At 38.9% G+C, this 21,567-nt stretch carries 17 protein-coding genes and 1 riboswitch; of the genes, 3 read left to right on the forward strand and 14 right to left on the reverse strand.

Going from position 1 to position 21,567, the window contains the following annotated elements; genetic code table 11:
• Nucleotides 1–23: 23 nt before the first annotated feature.
• Nucleotides 24–1,016 carry a metallophosphoesterase family protein gene (locus OPF91_RS03865; protein ID WP_264987366.1) on the reverse strand — a complete coding sequence of 331 codons (993 nt, stop codon included), beginning with the start codon at nucleotides 1,014–1,016 and terminating at the stop codon, nucleotides 24–26.
• Nucleotides 1,017–1,211: 195 nt separating this feature from the next.
• Between OPF91_RS03865 and OPF91_RS03870 the strand changes: the two genes are divergently transcribed.
• From OPF91_RS03870 to thiW, 3 genes are all read left to right on the forward strand, one after another.
• A complete protein-coding gene (locus OPF91_RS03870; RefSeq protein ID WP_264987367.1) occupies nucleotides 1,212–1,859 on the forward strand; it encodes a GntR family transcriptional regulator in 648 nt (215 codons plus the stop codon).
• Nucleotides 1,860–2,079: 220 nt separating this feature from the next.
• The gene (locus OPF91_RS03875) at nucleotides 2,080–3,273 is read left to right on the forward strand and encodes an MFS transporter (RefSeq protein WP_264987369.1); all 1,194 of its coding nucleotides are present in this window, start codon (nucleotides 2,080–2,082) and stop codon (nucleotides 3,271–3,273) included.
• A gap of 40 nt (nucleotides 3,274–3,313) precedes the next feature.
• Nucleotides 3,314–3,421, forward strand: a riboswitch (TPP riboswitch).
• A 99-nt stretch (nucleotides 3,422–3,520) separates the two neighbouring features.
• Nucleotides 3,521–4,111, forward strand: a complete 591-nt coding sequence (gene thiW / locus OPF91_RS03880) for an energy coupling factor transporter S component ThiW (protein ID WP_264987370.1) — start codon at nucleotides 3,521–3,523, stop codon at nucleotides 4,109–4,111.
• On the opposite strand, the gene OPF91_RS03885 is transcribed toward thiW, so the two are convergent.
• The 13 genes from OPF91_RS03885 to OPF91_RS03945 form a co-directional block, all read right to left on the reverse strand.
• A complete protein-coding gene (locus tag OPF91_RS03885; RefSeq protein WP_264987371.1) occupies nucleotides 4,112–6,697 on the reverse strand; it encodes a VWA domain-containing protein in 2,586 nt (861 codons plus the stop codon).
• The gene (locus OPF91_RS03890; RefSeq protein WP_264987372.1) at nucleotides 6,681–8,429 is read right to left on the reverse strand and encodes a vWA domain-containing protein; all 1,749 of its coding nucleotides are present in this window, start codon (nucleotides 8,427–8,429) and stop codon (nucleotides 6,681–6,683) included. The genes OPF91_RS03885 and OPF91_RS03890 overlap by 17 nt, the downstream gene beginning before the upstream one ends.
• A gap of 8 nt (nucleotides 8,430–8,437) precedes the next feature.
• Nucleotides 8,438–9,310 carry a DUF58 domain-containing protein gene (locus OPF91_RS03895; RefSeq protein ID WP_264987373.1) on the reverse strand — a complete coding sequence of 291 codons (873 nt, stop codon included), beginning with the start codon at nucleotides 9,308–9,310 and terminating at the stop codon, nucleotides 8,438–8,440.
• The gene (locus tag OPF91_RS03900) at nucleotides 9,310–10,305 is read right to left on the reverse strand and encodes an AAA family ATPase (RefSeq protein ID WP_264987374.1); all 996 of its coding nucleotides are present in this window, start codon (nucleotides 10,303–10,305) and stop codon (nucleotides 9,310–9,312) included. The genes OPF91_RS03895 and OPF91_RS03900 overlap by 1 nt, the downstream gene beginning before the upstream one ends.
• 11 nt (nucleotides 10,306–10,316) lie before the next feature.
• Nucleotides 10,317–11,735, reverse strand: coding sequence for a DUF8809 domain-containing protein (locus OPF91_RS03905; RefSeq protein WP_264987375.1), 1,419 nt, complete (start codon nucleotides 11,733–11,735; stop codon nucleotides 10,317–10,319).
• A gap of 12 nt (nucleotides 11,736–11,747) precedes the next feature.
• Nucleotides 11,748–12,587 (reverse strand): ABC transporter permease, encoded by an 840-nt coding sequence (locus OPF91_RS03910; protein ID WP_264987376.1) that lies wholly within the window; start codon nucleotides 12,585–12,587, stop codon nucleotides 11,748–11,750.
• The gene (locus OPF91_RS03915; protein ID WP_264987377.1) at nucleotides 12,584–13,519 is read right to left on the reverse strand and encodes an ABC transporter ATP-binding protein; all 936 of its coding nucleotides are present in this window, start codon (nucleotides 13,517–13,519) and stop codon (nucleotides 12,584–12,586) included. Before OPF91_RS03915 ends, OPF91_RS03910 begins: the two co-directional genes overlap by 4 nt.
• Nucleotides 13,519–15,903: a DUF8725 domain-containing protein gene (locus OPF91_RS03920; RefSeq protein WP_264987378.1), complete on the reverse strand. Its 2,385-nt coding sequence runs from the start codon at nucleotides 15,901–15,903 to the stop codon at nucleotides 13,519–13,521. The genes OPF91_RS03915 and OPF91_RS03920 overlap by 1 nt, the downstream gene beginning before the upstream one ends.
• A 179-nt stretch (nucleotides 15,904–16,082) precedes the next feature.
• Nucleotides 16,083–16,970, reverse strand: a complete 888-nt coding sequence (gene ccpC, locus OPF91_RS03925) for a transcriptional regulator CcpC (protein WP_264987379.1) — start codon at nucleotides 16,968–16,970, stop codon at nucleotides 16,083–16,085.
• Between the two features lie 68 nt (nucleotides 16,971–17,038).
• Nucleotides 17,039–17,479, reverse strand: a complete 441-nt coding sequence (gene cbpB, locus OPF91_RS03930) for a cyclic-di-AMP-binding protein CbpB (RefSeq protein ID WP_264987380.1) — start codon at nucleotides 17,477–17,479, stop codon at nucleotides 17,039–17,041.
• Nucleotides 17,480–17,639: 160 nt separating this feature from the next.
• Nucleotides 17,640–17,879: a short-chain dehydrogenase gene (locus OPF91_RS03935; protein ID WP_264987381.1), complete on the reverse strand. Its 240-nt coding sequence runs from the start codon at nucleotides 17,877–17,879 to the stop codon at nucleotides 17,640–17,642.
• Between the two features lie 64 nt (nucleotides 17,880–17,943).
• Nucleotides 17,944–18,711 carry a 2,4-dienoyl-CoA reductase gene (fadH, locus tag OPF91_RS03940; RefSeq protein ID WP_264987382.1) on the reverse strand — a complete coding sequence of 256 codons (768 nt, stop codon included), beginning with the start codon at nucleotides 18,709–18,711 and terminating at the stop codon, nucleotides 17,944–17,946.
• 816 nt (nucleotides 18,712–19,527) lie between these two features.
• On the reverse strand, nucleotides 19,528–21,540 hold the full coding sequence (locus OPF91_RS03945; protein ID WP_264987383.1) for a sensor domain-containing protein: 2,013 nt from the start codon (nucleotides 21,538–21,540) through the stop codon (nucleotides 19,528–19,530).
• Nucleotides 21,541–21,567: the final 27 nt, after the last annotated feature.

The following is a 21,567-nucleotide window of genomic DNA, read 5'->3' on the forward strand; positions in this document are numbered from 1 at the left end:
CTTCTTATTTTAGGATTTTATAGTCAGTTATTGCTATTTTTTCTAAAATGCTCAATTGCATAAACGCCATCTAAATCAATTACTGTAAAGGATGGTTCATGCCCTTCTTTCGCAGACACCAACATAATATGATTTAAGTCATGCTTGCCTTCACCATGCGGTATGGAACCTGTGCGCCCCATTTGAATTCGATTGCCGCCCTCTTTTTCATGTAATTCAAGCTGATGCAAATGCCCTGCGAAAATAGTATGTTTACGTGTACTTAATAAATTTTCTAATTGCTTAAATTGCGGACTATCTCCTCTCCATGCAGGTGTATGAATTGTAAGAAATGTCCAATGAACATCTTTGTTTTCCTCAAGCACTTTTTCAAAAAAGCTTAACTGCTCCTCCGATAAATCTGCTCTTAGTAAATTAGGGTTTGCTGTATGATTGAACTCTGAGTCATCCTCCAGATTTCGATATGCCGAACGAACAATATCAACAGCCTTTTCTGGATTCGCCTGTGCTAATTTAGCAATACCTCTAAAGCCTTCTTCATCTTGCGCTGACATAGTTTTTAACGTTTCTTCTGAATTGGCTACTAAAAATAAATGATTTGCATAACGGAATGCGTAATATTCAAATCCTCTTCTCGCACGCCATACCTTTACCATCAATTCATTCCCATAATCATGATTCCCAACAGTAAAGAAAAACGGTAATTCCATTTCTTGCAATAAAGACTCCATTTGCTCCCATTCAGCATGTGCCTCCTCCTCTTGAGACCAATAACCTTCAATCAAGTCTCCAACACTTAAAACAAAATTTGGATTTAATTGTTTTGTTAATTCAAGTGCCTTCTCAAAAATACCTGGTAATGCAATACCACATCGGTCACCTAAAACAACAAATCGAAAGTCTTTACCCGTAAACTCAGGTAATGTACCAAGCCATGGTCTTTCATCCGTAGTAAAACGCTCGTTGTCATAAAAAAAGTCTGTGTTATTTTTTAAAGTAGCTGCATGATTCGTCATTTTGTTCCTCTTTTCTATAATTTTTCGATTTTCCAATGCTAGAAAGATATCCTACTATAAACATTTACCTACAGATTGCGTTATGATAGTTATAATAGCTTCATCAAAATCTGTATACAGGTAGTATATAGCTTGAATATTAAGCAAGTGTAAATTTAAAATAAATAAATTATGAATATACGGAGAGGGTTTATTATGAAGAAAACAACTTTGGAACAAACTGCTTATACGTCAATACGTGAGAAAATAATAAGTGGTCATTATATGCCACAAACTATTCTGTCTGAAACAGAAATTGCGAATGAATTAAATATGAGCAGAACACCTATACGCTCTGCACTTTCACGTTTGGAGTCTGAGGGCTATACCGTTACATATAATGGTCGAGGAATACTAGTCAAAGATATTACTCATAAAGAGCATATCGATACACTGGAAGTCATTTATGCCTTTCAATCGACTATTTTGCATACCGCATCTGACAGAGGAATTTCCTTTGATTTAATCGCTTTAGAGGAATTATTAAATTTGCAAATTACAGCCTCTACTGCTAATGATTATCGAAGTTATATCGAACATAATCTGCTTTTTATACAAACATTTATAGCTGTTGCAAATAATGAGGTGATGAATACGATTGTCAGCAATTTAAAGGATCGAATTATCACAAAGTCTGTCACAACTTGGAAGGTGAATCCGAGTCTCACAAATTATAGAGCCAATAAAATTAATACGCTATTATTAGAAGCGTTAAAGGCACAGGAATATAAAAAGGCAGCTGCTATTTTAGAAGAAGCGAGTGCATTTGTGAAAGAGCAACTGATCAATAACATTCTCTTTTAGCAAAACGTCTCAGCCCTCTAAATGTTTATATTTACTGGGGGAACGTGATGACTAACAGATAGAATAGAATAGAAGACAAAGAAATTATCCTTTCAATAGTAAGGCTAGTATGTCCATTTCGACATACTAGCTCCTCCATAATTCAGACTTTTAACGGATGTAAAGAAAGAACACCTTATGCTAGACTAGATAAGATTTGATTAGTAAAGGAGGGCTATAAATGCCCCAACAAAAGTCTAATAAGGCGGCTTTATATATTTTAATGTTTAATATGTTTATCGCGATGGGCAGTATCGGTATTATTATTCCTGTGATGCCCAAATATTTGCAGTTATTCGGTGCAGCTGGACAAGTGCTTGGTTTATTAATTGCCACATTCGCCTTCGCACAATTTATCTTTTCCCCAATAGCTGGTAATCTTTCTGATCGGTATGGACGTAAAAATTTGATTATTATTGGCTTGGTCATTACAGGGCTTGCACAAATCGGCTTTGGTCTCTCAACTGATGTGTGGATGCTCTTTGTTGCTCGTTTTTTAGGTGGGCTTGGCTCGGCTTTTATTGCACCACCAATTATGGCCTTTGTAGCAGATGTCACAACCTATGAGGAACGTGGGAAAGGAATGGGCTTGCTAGGCGCTGCTATGTCCTTCGGCTTTATGATTGGACCTGGTATTGGCGGCTTTTTAGCAAAAGTGAGCTTGCATTTTCCATTTTATGTTGCAGGTATTGCTGCCATTATCGCCGCAGTGCTCTCTGTTTTCCTCTTACCATCAACAAAGCCAGCTACTACACAGCAAGCTCGAAAGCAGGACAATTTAGCTCAACAAATGGCACAATCCATACATATGCCGTACTTTGTGATGCTGATTATTATGCTTGTATTCTCGTTTGGTATTGCTAATTTCCAAACAACATTATCGCTGTTTGTGACAGAAAAATTCCATTACACGCCAACAGATATTGCCATTATTTTAGTTGTAGGTGGTGCTTTTGGTGTAGTAGTACAAATGTTTATCATTACACCACTCTTTAATCGTTTTGGTGAAATGAAAGTCGTGCTCGTTAATTTATTTGTAGCAGCCATTGCCATTTATGTAATCCTATTTGTATCGGGCTTTGCGCTTATTTTAGTTGTGGCAACGATTTTCTCAACAGCTACGACGCTTATTCGCCCAGCAGTCAATACGCTCATTTCCAAATTGGCTGGTGAAGGACAAGGCTTTGCGGCTGGCTTAAACAATGCCTATATGAGTCTTGGCAATATGATTGGGCCTGCTCTAGCTGGTATACTGTTTGATTGGAATATGAACAGCCCTTATATATTCGGCGCTATTATTTTAATGGCTTGCTTCTTGCTAGCCCTGCTTTGGACAATGAAAAAAGCACCACATCTTATGCAACCAGATGTTTAATAAGGATTGACTATTTTAGAAAAATACGACATGATAGAAAAGATATCACTAGGGGAGTCTTTAAAAGGCTGAGACGTATATGTGCATATACGGACCCTTTGAACCTGATCTAGTTCACACTAGCGGAGGGAAGTGGCGCAAACTTGTTTTTTGTTATGCAAAAATACAAGCCCACTTCCTGTAAAAATAAGGAGGTGGGCTTTTTTCTATTCATTCTTCACATTCATTTACAAAGGAGCGTACTATCATGTCCATTCGTACATTAACAATCAGTGCTTTACTCGTAGCGATTGCTGTCGCTGGCTCTACATTTGTCTCTATTCCAACAGGTGTGGCTCGTGCTTATCCAGTACAACATGCTATTAATGTGGTGAGTGCCATATTGCTTGGCCCTATCCCTAGCATCCTAATTGCTTTCACAACGGCTATCATTCGTATTTTGACAGGCACGGGCTCATTACTAGCAATTCCTGGCAGTGTGATTGGTGCTTGCTGTGCATCATTATTTTATCAATTACGCCCTAGCGTAATTGTGTCCGGATTTTTTCGAGCTTGCTCGAAAAGCTCCTCTTCAAAATCCGTGACATCCGCTGGGGCTTTTATCTTGCCGAAGCAAGATAAATATGGACGTAAAATGTGGCTTGCAAGCATTGGCGAAATAGTTGGCACAGGCATTATCGCCTCGCTCGTTGCCGTGCCATATGCACAGCTCTTTATGGGGACAACGGTTGCAGCATTCTTCTTTATGCCAGCCTTCCTTACCTCTAGTGTCATTGGTGCTTTTTTAGGCATTATCATTGCAAGCAGCATCCAAAAAAGTGTCACGCTACAATATTAGCTAGCGCTTTTTCATCCCTTTTAATAATTGTGCTACATTTGTCTCTTGCTCTTGAACAGGCTGAGACGGCTCTTGTTGCTTTGGCTTCATTACAAGATGCCAGCCAAAGCGACGAATCGTAATATCAATAAAGAACAATAACATCGCTGTTAAAACAAGCCATGTTGCAATAGTTTGTCGCTCTACCCCTTTAGCAGTAAAATCACGGAATACATCCGCAGGTTCTTTCAGTATCGTCCCACCTGTCGCTGTCGTTAACTGCTCGAGTAACGTATCATTCACAGGGCGCAACTCGTATTCCGCACTATAGGGAACCGTTAAACCTGCCTGATAAATGGCTTGCTCCTCATCCGCAATACGGAAAAAGATTAGCCCTGGCTCTGCCTGTACAACAGCTCGAACTTGTGAGGCAGAGATAGAGTCAAGTTGGATATCAAGGGGCTCCCCTGCTTCATTCACAGCGACAATATCTAAAAATGCTGCTTCATTTGTTGGATCTGTAATCATGAAAGAACCATCTGCCTCTAAACGCACATCATAGACAATATCATTATAGCTTGGTAACATTTGCGAAATAAGTGTTTGCCAAAATGAGCCCCACTGCTGCCATCTTGCCCAATCACCTGTCCATTTCCCTGTCGAATCTGATGTAAAAGCAAATGTTTTACCAAGCCCATATTGCCAGCCTGCTAATACAGGATCTTGTTTTTCACTTTCTGCAATCACTGTAGCTCCTTGCTTCGCTGTAGTCCCGATGTAAGCATTCATTTGCGGTACACCCTCTGCGAACAATGGATTCCAGCCAGTCGCCTGATAAATAGTTGGATAAAATGGATTATCCTCAATATATGTTCGAGAAATCATCGCTGTCTCACGTGATAATATCGAAGGAATGGTTTGTTCATCTACTACATCATAAAAACGTCCATTCCCTATGTTACTTAAGTGCTCTAATAGCTGTACATCTGCCCCTTCTCCAATAGCTACTGTTGATAATGTCACACCTGCTTCCTTACCGCCTTCCAATAAGGTTTCATAATCTGCTGTGGCGGATTGTCCGTCTGTCAGCAAAATAATGTGTTTGCGTTGTAGCTTTAAATCGGCTAAGCTTTCATAAGCTAGTTCAAGTGAGCTATATATTTCCGTACCTCCACCTGGTGTCACAGATAAAATCGTATCAACAGCCTTTTCTTTATCGCTCAGTGGCGCTGCTTCAATAATTTCCCACGGTCGGTCATCAAAGGCGATAAAGCCAAGTGTGTCCTCTTCACGAAGCATTTCCACTGAACGAGCCGCCGCTTCCTTTGCTAGCTCCATCTTCGTGCCAGACATACTACCTGAACGATCAAGTACAATGACCAGCCCTAATGATGGTAATTGCTCCTTACTCTTTATTTCCATTTCCACAGGTAGTATGGTTTCAATTGGTGTTTTAAAATAACCACCTAAGCCAAAGCTATTTTCCCCACCAACCATCGTAAAGCCAACACCGAAATTTTTCACAGCCTGCTCAATCACTGTCATTTTTGCCTCACCTACTAAATGTCCTGACACATTATCAAAAATAATCGCATTGTAGTCCAAGTAGCTTGAAAGTTCATTTGGTAAATGCTGTGGTGTAATAACATCATAGGCAATGGCTTGGCTACCAAGCGCTGCGGCAATCGGTGAAGCTGCATCATAGCCATTGACAATTAACAATCGTGGCTCACTTTGCACCATTGTAACACTCGTCAATTTATTATTTTCATACATCGCATCTTGTCCAACCTGTACAACGGCTTCATATTTCACAAGCCCTTCTGCTGTAGCTGTATGCTTATATGTAAATAAATTCGTACCTGCGACAAGCTCTACCGTTTCTTGGTGAATCAACTGATCATTTTCATAAAGTAATAGCTCTGCCTCACCAGCGGCTGTCGCCATAATTTCTGTTTGCAATGGCTGTTGCTCACCTACATAGGCGAGCTGTGGTGTCTCGAAGCCCTTTACAGCTACATCATGGACAATAGGCTGACTAAACGGCACAACATCCACAGACATATTAGAGCCTTTGAGCTTCGTCGCAAATGCCAATACATCCCCCTTCGTTTCATTGCCATCTGTCAACAATACAAAGCGAGTAGCCTTTTTTGGGTCAACGATACCTGTCGCTACTTGTAAGCTTTGCTCTATATTCGTTTGATTAGTATTCGGCATCGTCGTAAATTTTGGCAAGTCCTTCAATGTCTTAGACAAAATAGCCTCTGCTTGAAGTGTTGTAGAAAATGAATAAACCCCTGCTAGCTGATGCTCCTTTTTCGCTTGCAGGCTCTCCGTAACAAATTGAAGCATCTCCTCCTCCGCATTTGTTATAGAGGCAGAACGATCTAGTAAATACACCACCTGTTCTTCTTTAATAGCTAATAAAAGATAAGGTCCTGCGAGCGCAAAAATCAAACAGCTCACCGCTAGTATGCGGAGACTAAGTACAACGATATGACTCTTTTTTAAACGCTGACGCTCTCGCCAATATGTCCATAAAAAATAAGCAAGTGTTGGTAGTAAGAGCAATAAAACAATTGGTAAGTCAATTCGTAAATCCACGGCGTCTTTGCACCTCCCACTCTATAACAAGTATCAGTACTATAAGGACAATGAACCATGGCATCATAGACATTTGTGTGGCTTGCTCTGTATCATGTACCTGCAATTTCCCCAGCGTATAGCTAGTGCCTTGTTCAATCATGCGTTCTTGTGGTTGCAGTTGAACAATGAATGGCTTTTCTTCACCAGTAGAACGTGCCATATATATATCGGGCTTCATCGGTGCTAGTAACAACCCATTCGTTATAGCAGACAGAAATTCATCTTCCTGTGAATAAATATTCCACTCACCTTGTGCTAATGATACAACACGCTGCTCATTTGGTGAAAACACGCCCAATGAATCCATTTCTGTAGAAAGCTGTTGATGCACACTCCATAAAAATAAAGGGAAAGACGGGTGTAACGGCCAATCAGTATCCTCAATATCCGCCAATACGATGATGTCACCCTGTGGAGAGCGCTGAATAAATGGTTGATCTCCAACAGAGGCAATTGTTGTAGCATTTGGATAAGCGGGATAAATAGCGCCTACATAAATGTCCTTTAAATGACTAAAGGCAAATAAAGCATCATTTATTGTTGTTACATGACCATTTACCGCTACTTTTTCTACATCATCACGCCCAAATAATACAACTGGCTTGTCCATTTGCTGCAATAAAGCCGTTTGATTTGTGATAACAGTCGTATTCGATAACTCGTTTAATTGGGAGGCAGGCATTAATTTCACTGTACTATCAACCGTTTGAACGCCTTTTTGAATAAGTTGATGCAAGCCTTGATCTACAACGATTGTGGACGTAGCTGCTTGCAATAAAATGGTTTGCTCATTATCCAACGTATAATCATCTTGACTATCAATTGTAGCCGTCAGTCGATTAGTCAACGGCAAATTTTTCAGCGTTTTTATGACCGTTTCCTTTGGCGGTATAGTCAGTGTTTCTTGTGCTATTTGCTCCTTTTGTTCATTATGCAACAACAAGTTGACGGTTTGTTCTTTCTCTGTATCATTATGCAGTTGTACAAGTGCCATCACCATTTGTCCATCCGTTGTTGCGGCAAAACGAGTAATGGCCATATTGATTAAGTCAGTTGCTGCCCCTTGTACAATCCATTTCACCGACTCTTTTTCTATTGGCAATTGCTTTTTATCCAGTGCATCTGTCCATATATAAACAGACGTTAACGCCTCACCGATAAATGCTTGTGCCACATCGAGTGCTTTATTGATTTCTGCGGTTTCATATGTGACTTGCAATGCTTGGATGGCTTGTTCAATCACTTTGCTATTTGTTTCTTGCTGTAAAATACTTTGTGGTGTATGACCTGTTGTAATAATGGTAACAGGCCTCCCTTGAAGCTCTGGTAATAGTGCCAGCATGTCCTGGCGGTGTGCTTCAAATGTGGACTGCCCTTTCCCAGCAAGCATTGTGGCAGATGTATCCACAATAAAAATCACTTGTGAGCCTACAATGGTTGATTTTTTGATATAAGGATTCATTAATGCTAGAACAAGTAAAAACAGGGCGAGAAGCTGTAAAAAAAGCAAAGCATTTTTTTGTAAATGCTTTAAATAGGGTGAAACACGGGTTTCCTGCATCAGCTCCGCCCAAAACAATGTAGATGCTACTGTTTGCTCTGTATATTTTTTACGAAAAAAATAATAAAGAAGGACAATCATCGGGATTATGGCTGCCCAGCTAAACATCATTTGACTAAAGCCCATCATGATTCACCTCACCTAATCCAATGTGCTTTGATGAATTGCTGAAAGATAGCGGTCTGCAAACCATCTTCAACTTTCACTTGTAATTTTCGTACACCAAAACGCTGACAAATTGCTGTAAATTCCTTTTCATGTGCTAAACGTCTTGCCAAATAACCCTCCACCACTTTTGTAGACATGGTAACATTGACATTTTGCGCTGTTTCACTATCTAAAAGTCGCACATCTCCCATATACGGTGGCGCTAATTCCTCCTGTGTAACAACTTGAACTATACGCATATCACCTGCAAAGCGTGGTAGGCGCTTTAATAATTGCTCCCATTCCGCAATCGCTTCTAAACCATCTGTCACAATAAACAGCACCGTACTATCCTTTGGTAGTGCCGCTAAAGCACCTTTGGTAAAGCTATCTGTATATGTTGCCTCTTCAATCATCGAAACCATGTGTAAAAAAGCACGTCTATAGATAGCCCCTTTACGCCGAAAGGGTGGCTTCCTATCATTTTGCACAACAGAAAAAGATAATCGATCGTCACGTCCAAGTACCATCAAGCCTAGTGATGCTACTAATTGTCGTGCAAAGGTCCATTTAGCTGGATTGCTCATCGATTTGGTCGCATCCAATAAAATATGCACACGCATTTCCTGTTCATCTAGGAAACGTTTAATAAAATATTTATCTGTCCGTGCAAAAACATTCCAGTCCACCTGTCGCACATCATCCCCTAAATGGTATTCACGAAAATCAGAGAAATCGAGTGATGCACCAAAGCGTTGCGAGCGATGTGAACCTTTGTGCTGTCCACGTAATTTGGAGGTTGTAGCCACTTGAAAGCGACTAATTTTCGCAAGCCAATCCTCAGGTAATAATGGCTTTGTCATTACTTACGAACACCTTGCTTTACCTTTTCTAAAATACAATCAATCAAATCATCTGTTGTTTTACCTGAAGCCTCCCCTTCATAGTTCAACAACATGCGATGACGCAACACAGGCTTCGCCACTGCCTTCATATCTGCAACAGATACATGGAAACGACCATTCATTAAGGCTCTCGCTTTGGCTAGCTTGATTAGACTTTGTAAACCACGAGGCCCACTGCCATACATAGCATATTGCTTTACCTCCTCAATTGGCTGACTTTCTTCTGGATGTGTAGCTACCACTAAATCTGTCGCAAATTCTAGCATTTCATCTGCTATCAATACTTCCTTAACCATTTGCTGTGCTTCAAGCAATGTTGATGTATCCATTATTTTTTGCAAGCCAATTTCTTGTGCACCTGTCGTTCGTTTCATAATTTCCATTAACTCCGTTTTCGTTGGATAGGGCACTAAAATTTTGCATAAAAAACGGTCCATTTGTGCCTCTGGTAAAGGATAGGTTCCTTCCATTTCAATCGGGTTTTGTGTGGCTAAGACGAAAAATGGACATGCCATTTTTTTCGTATCACCTAAAATCGTGACGGTTTTCTCTCCCATCGCCTCTAATAAAGCACTTTGTGTTTTCGGTGTCGCACGATTAATTTCATCAGCTAATACCATCTGACTAAAAATAGGTCCTTGCTGAAAGGTAAATTGCTGCTTTCCATCTGCTGTCCGTTCAATCATACTCGTGCCTGTAATATCAGCTGGCATTAAGTCAGGCGTAAATTGAATACGTGAGTAAGACAAATCCAATACTTCAGAGATGGTACGAATCAGCATCGTCTTTCCTAATCCAGGCAAGCCTTCAAGCAGCGCATGTCCATCCGCTAAAATGGCATAGAGTGTATAATCAATCGTCTCTTCCTGCCCTACAATAAAGCGATGAATTTCTGCTTTTACTTGTTGTAATGTACTACTCATGTCAGCATATTGCTGCTCTGTAAATGCCATTATGATTCCCCCTATTGCGATTCAATTGATGTGAAATAGGATTGCACCACATGCTGTAAATCTTTCGGTAGCTGCAATCGCTCTGAGCTTTCTAAATAGCTATCTTTATAAGCACCAATAACCTCTTCATATGGACGAATAGAGCCTTTTGTAATCGGTCCATTCCCTTGCTGTGCTGAAGCAGGAGAGCCTTCTCCTAATTTGCCACCATCCACAGATGTTTCACTTGAACCACCAATTCGATTCGGTGTCGTGACTAAATTTCGACTCCCCTGTCCTATGCCTGCACCTTGTCCACCAGGTTGTGTTCCCTGACCTTTACCTGTTCCACTGCCCTGTCCACTACCACTTCCCATACCTTGGCCGTTAGACTGTGCCCCTTGCCCTGCTCCAGTACCTTGTTGTTGACCATTGTCATTTTGTCCTTGTGTAGTGCCCTGCTGCTTTGTCCCTTGTTGAGCTCCTTGCTGACCATTGCTTTGCTGTTGACTGTTACTTGATGTAGCACTCTGATTGGACTGTCCAGATGAGGAAGTCTGTGCTTGATTCGCATTGGCAATAGCCTTTTGTAGTGCACTACTTGCTGGTTTACCAAGCTTATTCATTGCTGTTTGAGTAGTATTAGCATTTTGGGCTAGTTGCTGTTGCAATTGGGCAAGCTGCTGTAATTGCTCACCTTCTTCCTTTGATAAAGGCTCACCTGCTGTCGCATCCTTTTTATTCACTGCTTGCTTATCCTTCAGTTGTTGCTCTTTTAAAGCAAGCTCTTTCTGCTTTTTCACTACTTCTCGTAATGCCGCTTCTGCTGTTTGTGCCTCTTGTAATTTTTGTTGTAATTCTTGTAACTGCTCTTTCACTTCTTTTGTTTCGGCTTTTTGTTCTAGCTTTGTTACGTCTTTTTTGATATCTGTAATAACAGCCTTTTCTTTTTCCACGTCAATTGCTTCCATTTGTGCTGTCGCAGGAAATATATACAAAATACCTAACACCATCATTGTGATAAATAAACCAATACATGCTTTTGGTCGAAATACATGTTTCTTTCGTGCTTTAAAGCTCGTAAATGCCATGTCCATACGTTGTACCGCTTTCAGTAACAGTGACTGAACAAGTGGATGCTCCTGTGCAAAGGATAATGCCGTAACAAGCTCATTATGTGGGAAAAAGCTATCGAGTACATGACAGGCCTCTTTATCTCGTACACGCTTCCACCACATCATAATAACTGTTAGCACTAGACCAACTGCGAACATAGCAATCGCTATTTGGCGATAATAAGGCCAAATAAATAGCCTTGAAACGAGTAGGATGGATGCACTCGCAAGCAATGCGAAAAACAAGCCATACTGTAAAATCGGAATACTTTTTTCCATTATCAAACTTCTTTTGGCACGCTGTATATACTTTCGTAATTGCTTACGATGCTCCATAGCTATTCCTCCTCATCGGTTATTTTTCATATTGGCACGCAATTTTCGGATGGCAATGGTCAAGCTAAATACAATGATAAGACTATAGACAATTAAATATGTTACCCATACAGGTAAGCTTACACCTGATACCTCTGTTAACCCCTCACCCATTTCTGGTGAGATTAACGTCAGCATTAATGCGCCTGGATTAATAGCAGCCCAAAAATAAGACATCCAAGAGTTACCAACAGCTGCTGTCATCCCATGAAATGCGATGGTTAAAAAGAAGAAAAAGGCTGTAATACCACCTAAAAAGATAATCGAACCATATGTGGCAATCATCGCAACAATCGTACGTTTCGTAATCGTCGAAAACATCACGCCGATACTACCAATAGCTAAAACCGTTACTAAGTAAAAGAGAAAAATCGAAACAACTTGTGATGGTGCTACACCACCAAATAAAAACACTAAGCTATACAATGGTAGTCCTGCAATCAACATCAGCACTAAGAAAGCGACAGATGATAACAGTTTACCGATAATAATTTGCGTAGAGCTTTGGGTAGTTGTTAATAAAATCGGTAATGTTTGTCGTTCACGTTCACTACTAATTGCTCCAGCTGTTAAGCTTGGTGTAATAAATAACACTAAGGCCATTTGAACAATGGAAAGTACCGCAAACATAATAAAGCTAATATCAGGTTTAAAAAATCCTCTTCCTGTAAATTCAGTTGTTACAAGTAAAAAACCGACAATAAACACACATAGAACGGCTAAATAAAACATCAAGCCTGAAAAGCTTTTAAATGAACGGAAACGTAATTTCAATTCTTTTACGAATACAGGATTATACACTCGTTCCATCATGGACTATCTGCTCCTTTCGTAATCGCCATAAATACATCCTCTAAATCCTTTTCTTCCTCTGATACTGCATAAATCGGCAAATCTGCCATTACTGCTTTTTTCAACAAAGCGACTTGCTCCGCATCTGTCCCACGATAGTTAAAGACAATTTCTAAACGATTCTCCACCACATCAATAGCTGAAATCAGTGGGTCCTCCTCTAAAAAGGCACGCACTTCGACAAGCTTTTCTGTTACCTTTATGGCAATTCGTTTTTCACCCTGTAGCTGTGCCTGAATTGCTGCCACATTACCATGTGCAATCAATTTACCATTATCAATAACACCAATTTCATCACACATCTCGGCAAGCTCTGGCAAAATATGCGAGGAAATTAAAATCGTTTTCCCCATTGTTTTTAAATGACGTAAAATATCACGCATTTCCACACGTGCACGTGGGTCTAAGCCAGATGCAGGTTCATCTAAAATCAACACGTTTGGATCATGGATTAAAGCACGTGCCAAGCATAATCGTTGCTTCATCCCTCTTGACAATAAATCCACATATTCATAGCGTTTTGTCGTCAAATTCACAAGCTCCAACAACTGTGGAATCAACAATTTCCGTTCTGCTGATGGAATACCATAACTTGCACCATAAAAATCTAAATATTCATCTACCTTTAGCTGGTCATACACACCAAAAAAATCAGGCATATAGCCAATTTGCTTACGAACTTCTGTTGGCTCTTTAATAATACTTTTGCCATTAATGAAGGCATCACCTGTTGTTGGTGATAACAAGGTAGCTAAAATAGAAAATGTTGTCGATTTTCCTGCACCATTCGCACCAACAAAGCCAAATACAGTGCCTTCTGTCAACGTTAAATTAAGATGATCCAGTGCTGTAAAGGAGCCATATTTTTTCGTTAAATCCCGAATTTCAATCATTATTTTGTCACTCCTTTCAGCTCAATATCTGGCAATTTAGCTATATCACCTGTTTGTCCTTGCCCAAATGTTAATTCAAGTAATACTTCACCACGATCATTCAAATAATCTGTTACATGCTCAGTTAATGTTTCCTCTTTATGCTCAAGTGGCTCAAATTGCTTTGTGACATTATTCCAAATAGCAAGCTTCATACGATATATATCTTTATTCGTAATCGTTAATTCATGTAGTTCTTGTATAACACCTAGAAAATTTTCTGGCATTGTCATTGTGACATCAAATATACCATCTGATAAATTCCATTGATTCAGTTGTTCATCCATTGGGCTAGCAAATGTATTAGTAGAGCGTGGTTCTACTGTATACGTAAAATTATTACGTTTCATTGTAAATGGACCTGTTAGCTCTACTTTGCTATCAAATGGTTGTACAAAATAAGAGATAGGTGCTATCGTCGCACTTGTTTCCAGTTCAACACCAGCCAATGCTTGTTCTGCCCATGCACTAATGATAGGTTTCTTATCTTCCTGTATCATCTGTAGCGCTAATGGCTCCATTTGTTCAAGCAAGTACTTATGAATATCCTCTTTTTTACTTGGATATTGATATATATAATTATTGAAATAAGGTGGGCTTTGCAAAATAGCTGTTTTGAGCTCCTTATCTACCTGTAAAGTAGCATTTGCCTCAATCGTACCAAGTCTCACCTTTTTTGTTCCTGTTTGGATAGTTACATCATGTAATGCAAATGGGAAATTATTTTTAATAGTCCCTGTCAATTTTTCATCTTTTAATAGTAAATCGATATCCATTTTCCCACTATTTTCTACAGTTGTTTTTCCTGTAAAGGATGTCACAGACCAATAGCTTAAATCACGCATTATTAATGTAGAGCCCTCTGCATTTTCTTTGCTATAAGCAAATTCATGTGCATTATTCATACCATTTGTAAGACCATTATTGCGATGTAAAGCCATTGCCGTTGTTTTTTTATCTGCATGAACGATAAAATCACCGCTACGATTCGTTAAAATCGATTCGACATAATAGCCTCTCAAGCTACTATCTTCATTAATTTTATAAATAGCGGCTTGCTGAACCTGTGGCTGAAGAATACGATCCTTAGCGCCTATGACGAATAAAGCAATGGACATTACAATCGATAAAGCAGGGATAATCCACCAAGCATGTTCTCGTTTGTCTAGCTTTTTCAATACGATATAAAGAATTGGTCCAATCAATACAATATAAAGAATAATGACAGCTATGATATAACCGACTGACACTTCAAATGATGGAAATAATTCATTGATTGAACGCATATTATTTGCTATTTGATTGATCATAGGTGGGCTATTCACTGCTTGTGCTGACACGTTTGACATACCTACGATTTTTGATGCTAACGCTGAGTAACCAGTCATTGATGCTAGTGGCTCATCACCTAATGAGAAGGTTGTTTGCATGATTTTACCATTACCTACTGTTTTCATAGCCGTTAAAATCGTTTGGTCGTCTGTTAGAATGGGCACGCTGCCTGCATTTTGTGTAGCTACATATACTGTCATAGCTGCTGTAAATTGGTCACCAGATAATGTCGTTAAATGCTCTGCGGATACAGATGTTGTTTGCTGTGATAATGTTAATGGTAAATACTCCTTAAAAATACCTGCTGTTGCATTAACTTGTTCACCACCACCAACAACTAATGTCCCCCCATCTTGTACCCATGCTAATAGTGCTTGCTGCTGCTTTTCTGATAAATCAGCAATAGACACCTCATCAACTATCACCATATTGGCCTGTGCAAAACCTTTGGCATCCTCAGGTAACATGTAGTCCTTTATTTGATTGAGATGAAAGACTGTCACCCCTCCACCATTAGACATTGCAGATATGTGAGAATATGCGGCTAAGCGATCACTTTTGTCTGTTAATGTATAAATAAAGGTCGTATTTGGATCCACATAGTTAGCTTGTAAATTTTTGGATCCTTTGTAGGCTATTTTTTTACCTTTTTCGATACCCCCTTCATAAAAAGCAAATGCATTCCCTTCCAAATAACCAGAATTTTCTAAACTATCTAAATAAAAATCAAATGTTTTTTCTTCTCCTGCTGCTATGGAAATCGGATAAACAGGTGCTGTTTCGATTAAATAGGAGCGACTCAAATTAATGACAATATCCCCAGTAAAATCGGCACCATTATTTTTGATTGTGACACGAAGTGGAGTAGCGACACCTTCTTTTACTTTACCCATTAGTCCTATTTTCGCTTGAACTTCTAGTGTCGCTGCTGCACTTGCCTCCCCCATTGGCAATAACAAGCCAATGACAAATGTTAATATGAGTATCAGTACACTTATCTTTGTCTTTTTCAAAATTTCAACCCCTTTTTTCTATCATTTTACTAACTACCTAATAGTACGCTTTAATTTGCTTTTTGTTCCATTCAGTATATAATCATCCTCTCTTCCCTCAAATAATATTGTCTTTATCAATTATGCCTCATTGCCATTGCATAAAAAATACCCCCGTTATCTGGGAGTATTTGTACGTTTTATTTTGTATAATCAAACAAACAACTCGCATGCTCTTGTACTACTTTCACAAAGGCATCTACTTGACGTAATGCTAACGAGGATTCATAACCAATTAGCCATGTATCACGTGTAATGCCGAATTCCTTTTCATTATTGGCTAGTGGAATTTTATTAATACCATCATGCTCATTCAACGTAATTGATGGTAAAATAGCGTAGCCGATACCATTCAATACCATTTGGCGACAAATTTCTATTTGGTCTACTACAATTTGTTTACCTGGATTGGATGTAAAATGCTGCTGCCACCATTGTTGAATTTCCTGATAATAATTGGAATCACTTTTATATTGAATAAAGGGGCGTTCTGTTGTTAACACATCTTCAATTGTTTTTAGCTGCTTATCCACTAAATACAATGTATCTCGAAAAAGGTGAATTTTTTCTCCTTTCCAATCCACCTGTCCCCTTACGATACCAACATGTGCCTCTCCCTCATACAAGGCTTTAATAATCTCTGAGCTCCATCCTGTCATAAGGGATATTTTCGCTTCAGGGTACTGCGTGACAAAGTCTTTTAATACATTCGGTAGCCAGTTTTGTCCAACAATAGATGCACAGGCAACTTTTAATGTCCCATTCACTTTCGTTGTTAAAGATTGGATGGTTTCCACTACTTCTTCTTTTTTAAGTAATGTTTCAATGGCATAGGCAATGACCATTTCACCTGCTGGCGTTGCCGTCAATCCTTTTTGAGAACGAATAAAAAGCTGTGTACCCCAATCCTTCTCAATCGTTTGTAAACGCTGTGATAAAGCTGGCTGTGATAAAAATAAACGCTCAGCCGCTTTTCTCATATTGCGCTCCTCTGATAATACCTTTAAAATTTCAGCTTCTGTTGCCATCTGCTCTAACACTCCTCTATATACAAAGAAGGGCTCAAATGAAATAACTTTGAGTCCTTCTGCAAGCATTATTCTTTTTGATAAATATATTTTTTTAATTGTTTCAAAATCACACGTCTTGTTAAAATTCCTGCAAATGTACCTTCTTCATCCACAATACATAAAAAGGCATGGTTAATCACTAAATCTAAGGCTTTTTGAAAGGTATCTGTTAAATTTAACACTGCTATGTCTTGGTCCATAATTGTATCTACTTTAATTTCCGCTAACTTTTCATATTCGATATGTTCAAGTCCAAGGATGGATTCTGTAATCATTTTCATACTAAGTAAGCCTTGTAAACGATATTTCAAATCTAACACAGGTATCGATGAATATCCTGTACGTGTTAATACAAGAAGTGCATGTTCTGCACTATTCCCCATTTGCACATGCGCCACTTTCTCAGAGGAAATGATAAACTCTTGAATAGGCATTGCTAATAAATCTTTTGTATTCGTTGAAATCATAAACATATTCTCCCTTTCTGTCCTTTTCTGCAGAACAGGATGCTTCCCTTTTATCATATCATATTTTTTCCTTTTAGGGCACGGCAAGGCACAGGGGAGTTTTGCAACAACATAAAGAAAGCACCAAACCTGTCACAACAAGTTTGATGCTAATCATCTTCTAATAGCCCGTCTTGCTCCAATAATAAAAAATAACAATCCCTAAAAACAATAAAAATAACGCATATGCCCATATAATTGGATTTAGCATTGTTGGAGATTCTTCAATGGCATCAGCGATTGGTGTATCTTTTTCTGATTCACGCTTAGATGTCATTTTGGCAATTCTCAAAGTAGAGATAAATGAAATCACTAAAATTAAAAGCATCGTAATAATAGCTGGTATGAACCACATGCCCATCGGTAAAACTCCTTCCTTTACCTTGTAGTATGTGTCATCCAAGCTCGTTATTATACAATACTAATTAAAATGGATATTGATTTAACCATTGTCCACCATCTAGTGTGACACACTCACCATTCATATAGCCTGCCTTATCTGACATCATAAATGTCGCTAAATCTGCTATTTCCTCTGGTGTCCCTAAACGGCCTAATGGCACAGAATTGAGTGTACGTGTCGCTGCTGCCTCAGATTCCCATAGTTTATCCGCACCGCCTGTACGTTCAATTGGTCCAGGGGCAATAGCATTCACACGAATTCCATATTGTTTTCCCCACTCAACAGCTAATGTTCTCGTTAATGATAGCACACCTGCTTTCGCCGCTGCTGAATGAATAACACCTGCGCCTGCGTTCCAAGCATAGGTCGCTACCATATTGACAATAGAGCCCTTCACCTTATTTTCAATCCAATATTTTCCTACTGCACTTGAACAGTAGAAAGTTCCATTCAATACAATATCAATAACAGCCTTCCACCCATTTGGCGATAGCTCTTCTGCACGTACAAGGAAGTTACCTGCTGCATTATTCACAAGACCATCTACTTGCCCAAATTTTTCTACAGCAAAAGCTACCATGGCTTCTGCTTGCTCTGGTACACGCACATCCATTTGGAATGTTTCAATCGTCTGACCAACAGCCGAAATAAATGTTTTTGCCTCTGTTAATCGTTCCTCATTACGTCCTGTAATAACTACATTGGCTCCCTCTGCAACAAATTGCTTCGCCATATACAGTCCCATCCCACTAGAACCACCTGTAACAATAATCGTTTTCCCCTTCAACATCTCATTTCCCCCTCATCAAAATGAATGAACATTCACTTTTATCATACTATATTATTGGGGAGCTGTCATAATATTCATTCAAAATAAGCGATTTTTATAGCAAAGATGATACTAATAACGGAAAAGCATTAATTAGCCAAGCAAGGGGTTGATTTCCGTTTCGTCAGCGTCCTTTGCTGCTGACGTTTCACTTTCGCGCAGAAAAAGATATGTTGCTGTCGCTACGTTTCACTCACGCTTTCGCACAGAAAAAGATATGTTGCTGTCGCTACGTTGCACTCACGCTTTCGCACAGAAAAAGATATGTTGCTGTCGCTACGTTTCACTCACGCTTTCGCACAGAACAGAGTTTCCAGGGGGCGTCCGATGAGCCGCTTCACTCACTGCGTTCGCTCCAGGGTCTCATCTGTGACGTTCATCCCCTAGGAGTGACCTGGCTCCACTCCAATCAACCATACTGCTAAAGTGGGTTTCTTTACTTTCTTCTCCTAATGGATAGAAGTGAGCTAAATAACGTATCTTTCCACTACTTCGACAAAGAATATTGAATGATTTTTCTATTTAAAATGTGTAAAAATAGCCCCTATGACAACCATAAATAGAAGGCTACTTAATTCCTATGGGATAGCAAGTCATATGAGACCTTGAAGTAGTCACAAAGGCGTTGCCACAGGACGTGACACTCTTAGCCTTTATTTCTTTATTAAGGAGATGGCACGGAAATCCTTTCACAAAAATACTATTGAAATTTTTGTTTTCAATAATATAAAATGCCCAAACGCTGTTCAATCAACATTTGGACATTTTACATTTGAGTTAGTTTAAAAAATATTGTTCAACAATTGTGTCGACAGGTAATGGTTTATTGTATAAATAACCCTGACCTTTTTGACATTGATAACGTTTCAAAAAGTCGGCTTGTGATAAATCTTCTATTCCTTCTGCCACTACTTCCAGCCCTAGATTATGGGACATTGAAATAATAGCTTTAATAATAGCCTCATTTTTATCATCTTTTTCAATATCCGCAATAAACGATTGGTCGATTTTAATAATATCGATTGGATAGCGCTTCAAATAACTTAGCGAGGAGTAGCCTGTACCAAAATCATCTACAGAAACATACACACCTAATTGCTTTAATTCGGATAGGATGGAGATTGTTTCATGCACATTTGTCATGGAGCTTTCAGTGATTTCTACCTCTAATAAGCCTGGTAAAACATTGTATTTTTCTAAGGATGCTTTTATTTTATTGGCAAAATCCTCTTTTCTAAATTGGGTTGGAGATATGTTGACGGCAATTCGTACAGGACGATAGCCTTTCATACGCCATTCTTGCTGATAACGACAGACTTCATCAATAATCCAATCACCAATTTCCACAATTAAGCCTGATGCCTCCGCAATTGGGATAAATTGTGCTGGTGTCACAAAACCAAACTTACGATTATTCCAACGTAATAAAGCCTCAAAGCTATCAATTCGATTATTTGTTAAATCCATCTGTGGCTGTAAGTGAATGCTTAATTCATTAAATTCAATTGCTCGTCGCAAATGTGCCTCCATTAATGCTTCATTTGGAAAAGCATGCCTCATTTCCTCACGATAATAGCGATGATGTGAACGGCCATGCTCTTTTACTGTAAATAAAGCTTGGTCTGCTTTTCGTACAAGTGTCTCTAAATCATAGCCATCTGTTGGACTATTCGCAATACCAATCGATACACTAATAAAATATTCTTGTCCATCAATCATAAATGGCTCTTTCAGCATATCAAAAATAGCCGTTACGACGTCATCAATCATCTCTACATCTTCATTTTTGACCAATAAAATAAATTCATCACTATTATAACGATAAGCAGAACAGTGAGCACAGCAAAGTTTACGAAGTCTTTGACCAAACATTCGCATCAGTTCATCACCCCTGCTTTCGCCAAGAGATTCATTGAATTTTTTAAAACGGTCAATGTCGATTAACACAAGTGAGGTTTGTTTACTGTGAGATGTTTTTTGCGTTGTATAAAGCTGCCAATGTTCTTTAAAAGCTTTACGATTCCATAGACCTGTTACTTCATCCACTAATGCCAATGAATAGGACATGTCTGAATCATTACCAAAGGCATTTGCCTCTTTGATGAACAAATGGATACCAACAATCACATTTTGAAAATAAGTAGGCTGTGCTTTTAAATAAAAGGGATCTGCGCTTAATAATTGATGCTTAAATAAACAATTTTGCATACCAAATGCCATGCCTTCAATTGTTTTATCGAATACTAGCCTGAATTCATTAAGGTAATCTTCTTCAATCAATGAAAAAATATCTAGCCCTATTAGGCATTGCTGTTCCTTTGCTAATAATGCTGTAGCTGTATGATTTTGATAAATAATTTTTCCTTGCAAATCAATCGTTAACACAGGGGTTACATGTTGCTCGACAAATTGTAAAAGCGGTGTAACTTCTTGCTGTTTTTCACGTAAAATAATCGCAATCATTGATTGTTCTAAGTGTTGTATAGAAACCGCAAATATTTTCTCCTGCGGTGCAGCCCTCATTACCATGTATTGTTCTACAGTCATTATCTCTTGTTGTAACATGCTTACTAATTGTTGCCAACATGGCTCAGTAAAAAACTGCTCTGCTGACAGGGCTTGTACATCATGCAACTCAATTAACAGTGGTAGCTTATCATTAAAATCCATAACCTCAAATGCTTGAGTATTTACTTTTTTTAAAAGCACTACACCATCAAATGGATTCAATCGCACTAAATGATTGAAATCTGTTAATTGTGTCACATCTTGTTCATATTTTTTCATCATAATAGGCGAGGAGACTCCTTCCTCTAA

The organism is Lysinibacillus piscis, from assembly GCF_026012395.1.
GTDB lineage: Bacteria > Bacillota > Bacilli > Bacillales_A > Planococcaceae > Lysinibacillus > Lysinibacillus piscis.

Bases quoted from the DNA above. Each gene is read 5' to 3' on its own strand.
- ccpC (WP_264987379.1), bottom strand. From the start codon at position 16,970: ATGGCAACAGAAGCTGAAATTTTAAAGGTATTATCAGAGGAGCGCAAT.
- OPF91_RS03915 (WP_264987377.1), bottom strand. From the start codon at position 13,519: ATGATTGAAATTCGGGATTTAACGAAAAAATATGGCTCCTTTACAGCA.
- OPF91_RS03890 (WP_264987372.1), bottom strand. From the start codon at position 8,429: ATGATGGGCTTTAGTCAAATGATGTTTAGCTGGGCAGCCATAATCCCG.
- OPF91_RS03865 (WP_264987366.1), bottom strand. From the start codon at position 1,016: ATGACGAATCATGCAGCTACTTTAAAAAATAACACAGACTTTTTTTAT.
- thiW (WP_264987370.1), top strand. From the start codon at position 3,521: ATGTCCATTCGTACATTAACAATCAGTGCTTTACTCGTAGCGATTGCT.
- OPF91_RS03895 (WP_264987373.1), bottom strand. From the start codon at position 9,310: ATGACAAAGCCATTATTACCTGAGGATTGGCTTGCGAAAATTAGTCGC.
- OPF91_RS03870 (WP_264987367.1), top strand. From the start codon at position 1,212: ATGAAGAAAACAACTTTGGAACAAACTGCTTATACGTCAATACGTGAG.
- OPF91_RS03900 (WP_264987374.1), bottom strand. From the start codon at position 10,305: ATGGCATTTACAGAGCAGCAATATGCTGACATGAGTAGTACATTACAA.
- fadH (WP_264987382.1), bottom strand. From the start codon at position 18,711: ATGTTGAAGGGGAAAACGATTATTGTTACAGGTGGTTCTAGTGGGATG.
- OPF91_RS03875 (WP_264987369.1), top strand. From the start codon at position 2,080: ATGCCCCAACAAAAGTCTAATAAGGCGGCTTTATATATTTTAATGTTT.
- OPF91_RS03910 (WP_264987376.1), bottom strand. From the start codon at position 12,587: ATGATGGAACGAGTGTATAATCCTGTATTCGTAAAAGAATTGAAATTA.
- OPF91_RS03945 (WP_264987383.1), bottom strand. From the start codon at position 21,540: ATGATGAAAAAATATGAACAAGATGTGACACAATTAACAGATTTCAAT.
- cbpB (WP_264987380.1), bottom strand. From the start codon at position 17,479: ATGATTTCAACGAATACAAAAGATTTATTAGCAATGCCTATTCAAGAG.
- OPF91_RS03935 (WP_264987381.1), bottom strand. From the start codon at position 17,879: ATGGGCATGTGGTTCATACCAGCTATTATTACGATGCTTTTAATTTTA.
- OPF91_RS03905 (WP_264987375.1), bottom strand. From the start codon at position 11,735: ATGGAGCATCGTAAGCAATTACGAAAGTATATACAGCGTGCCAAAAGA.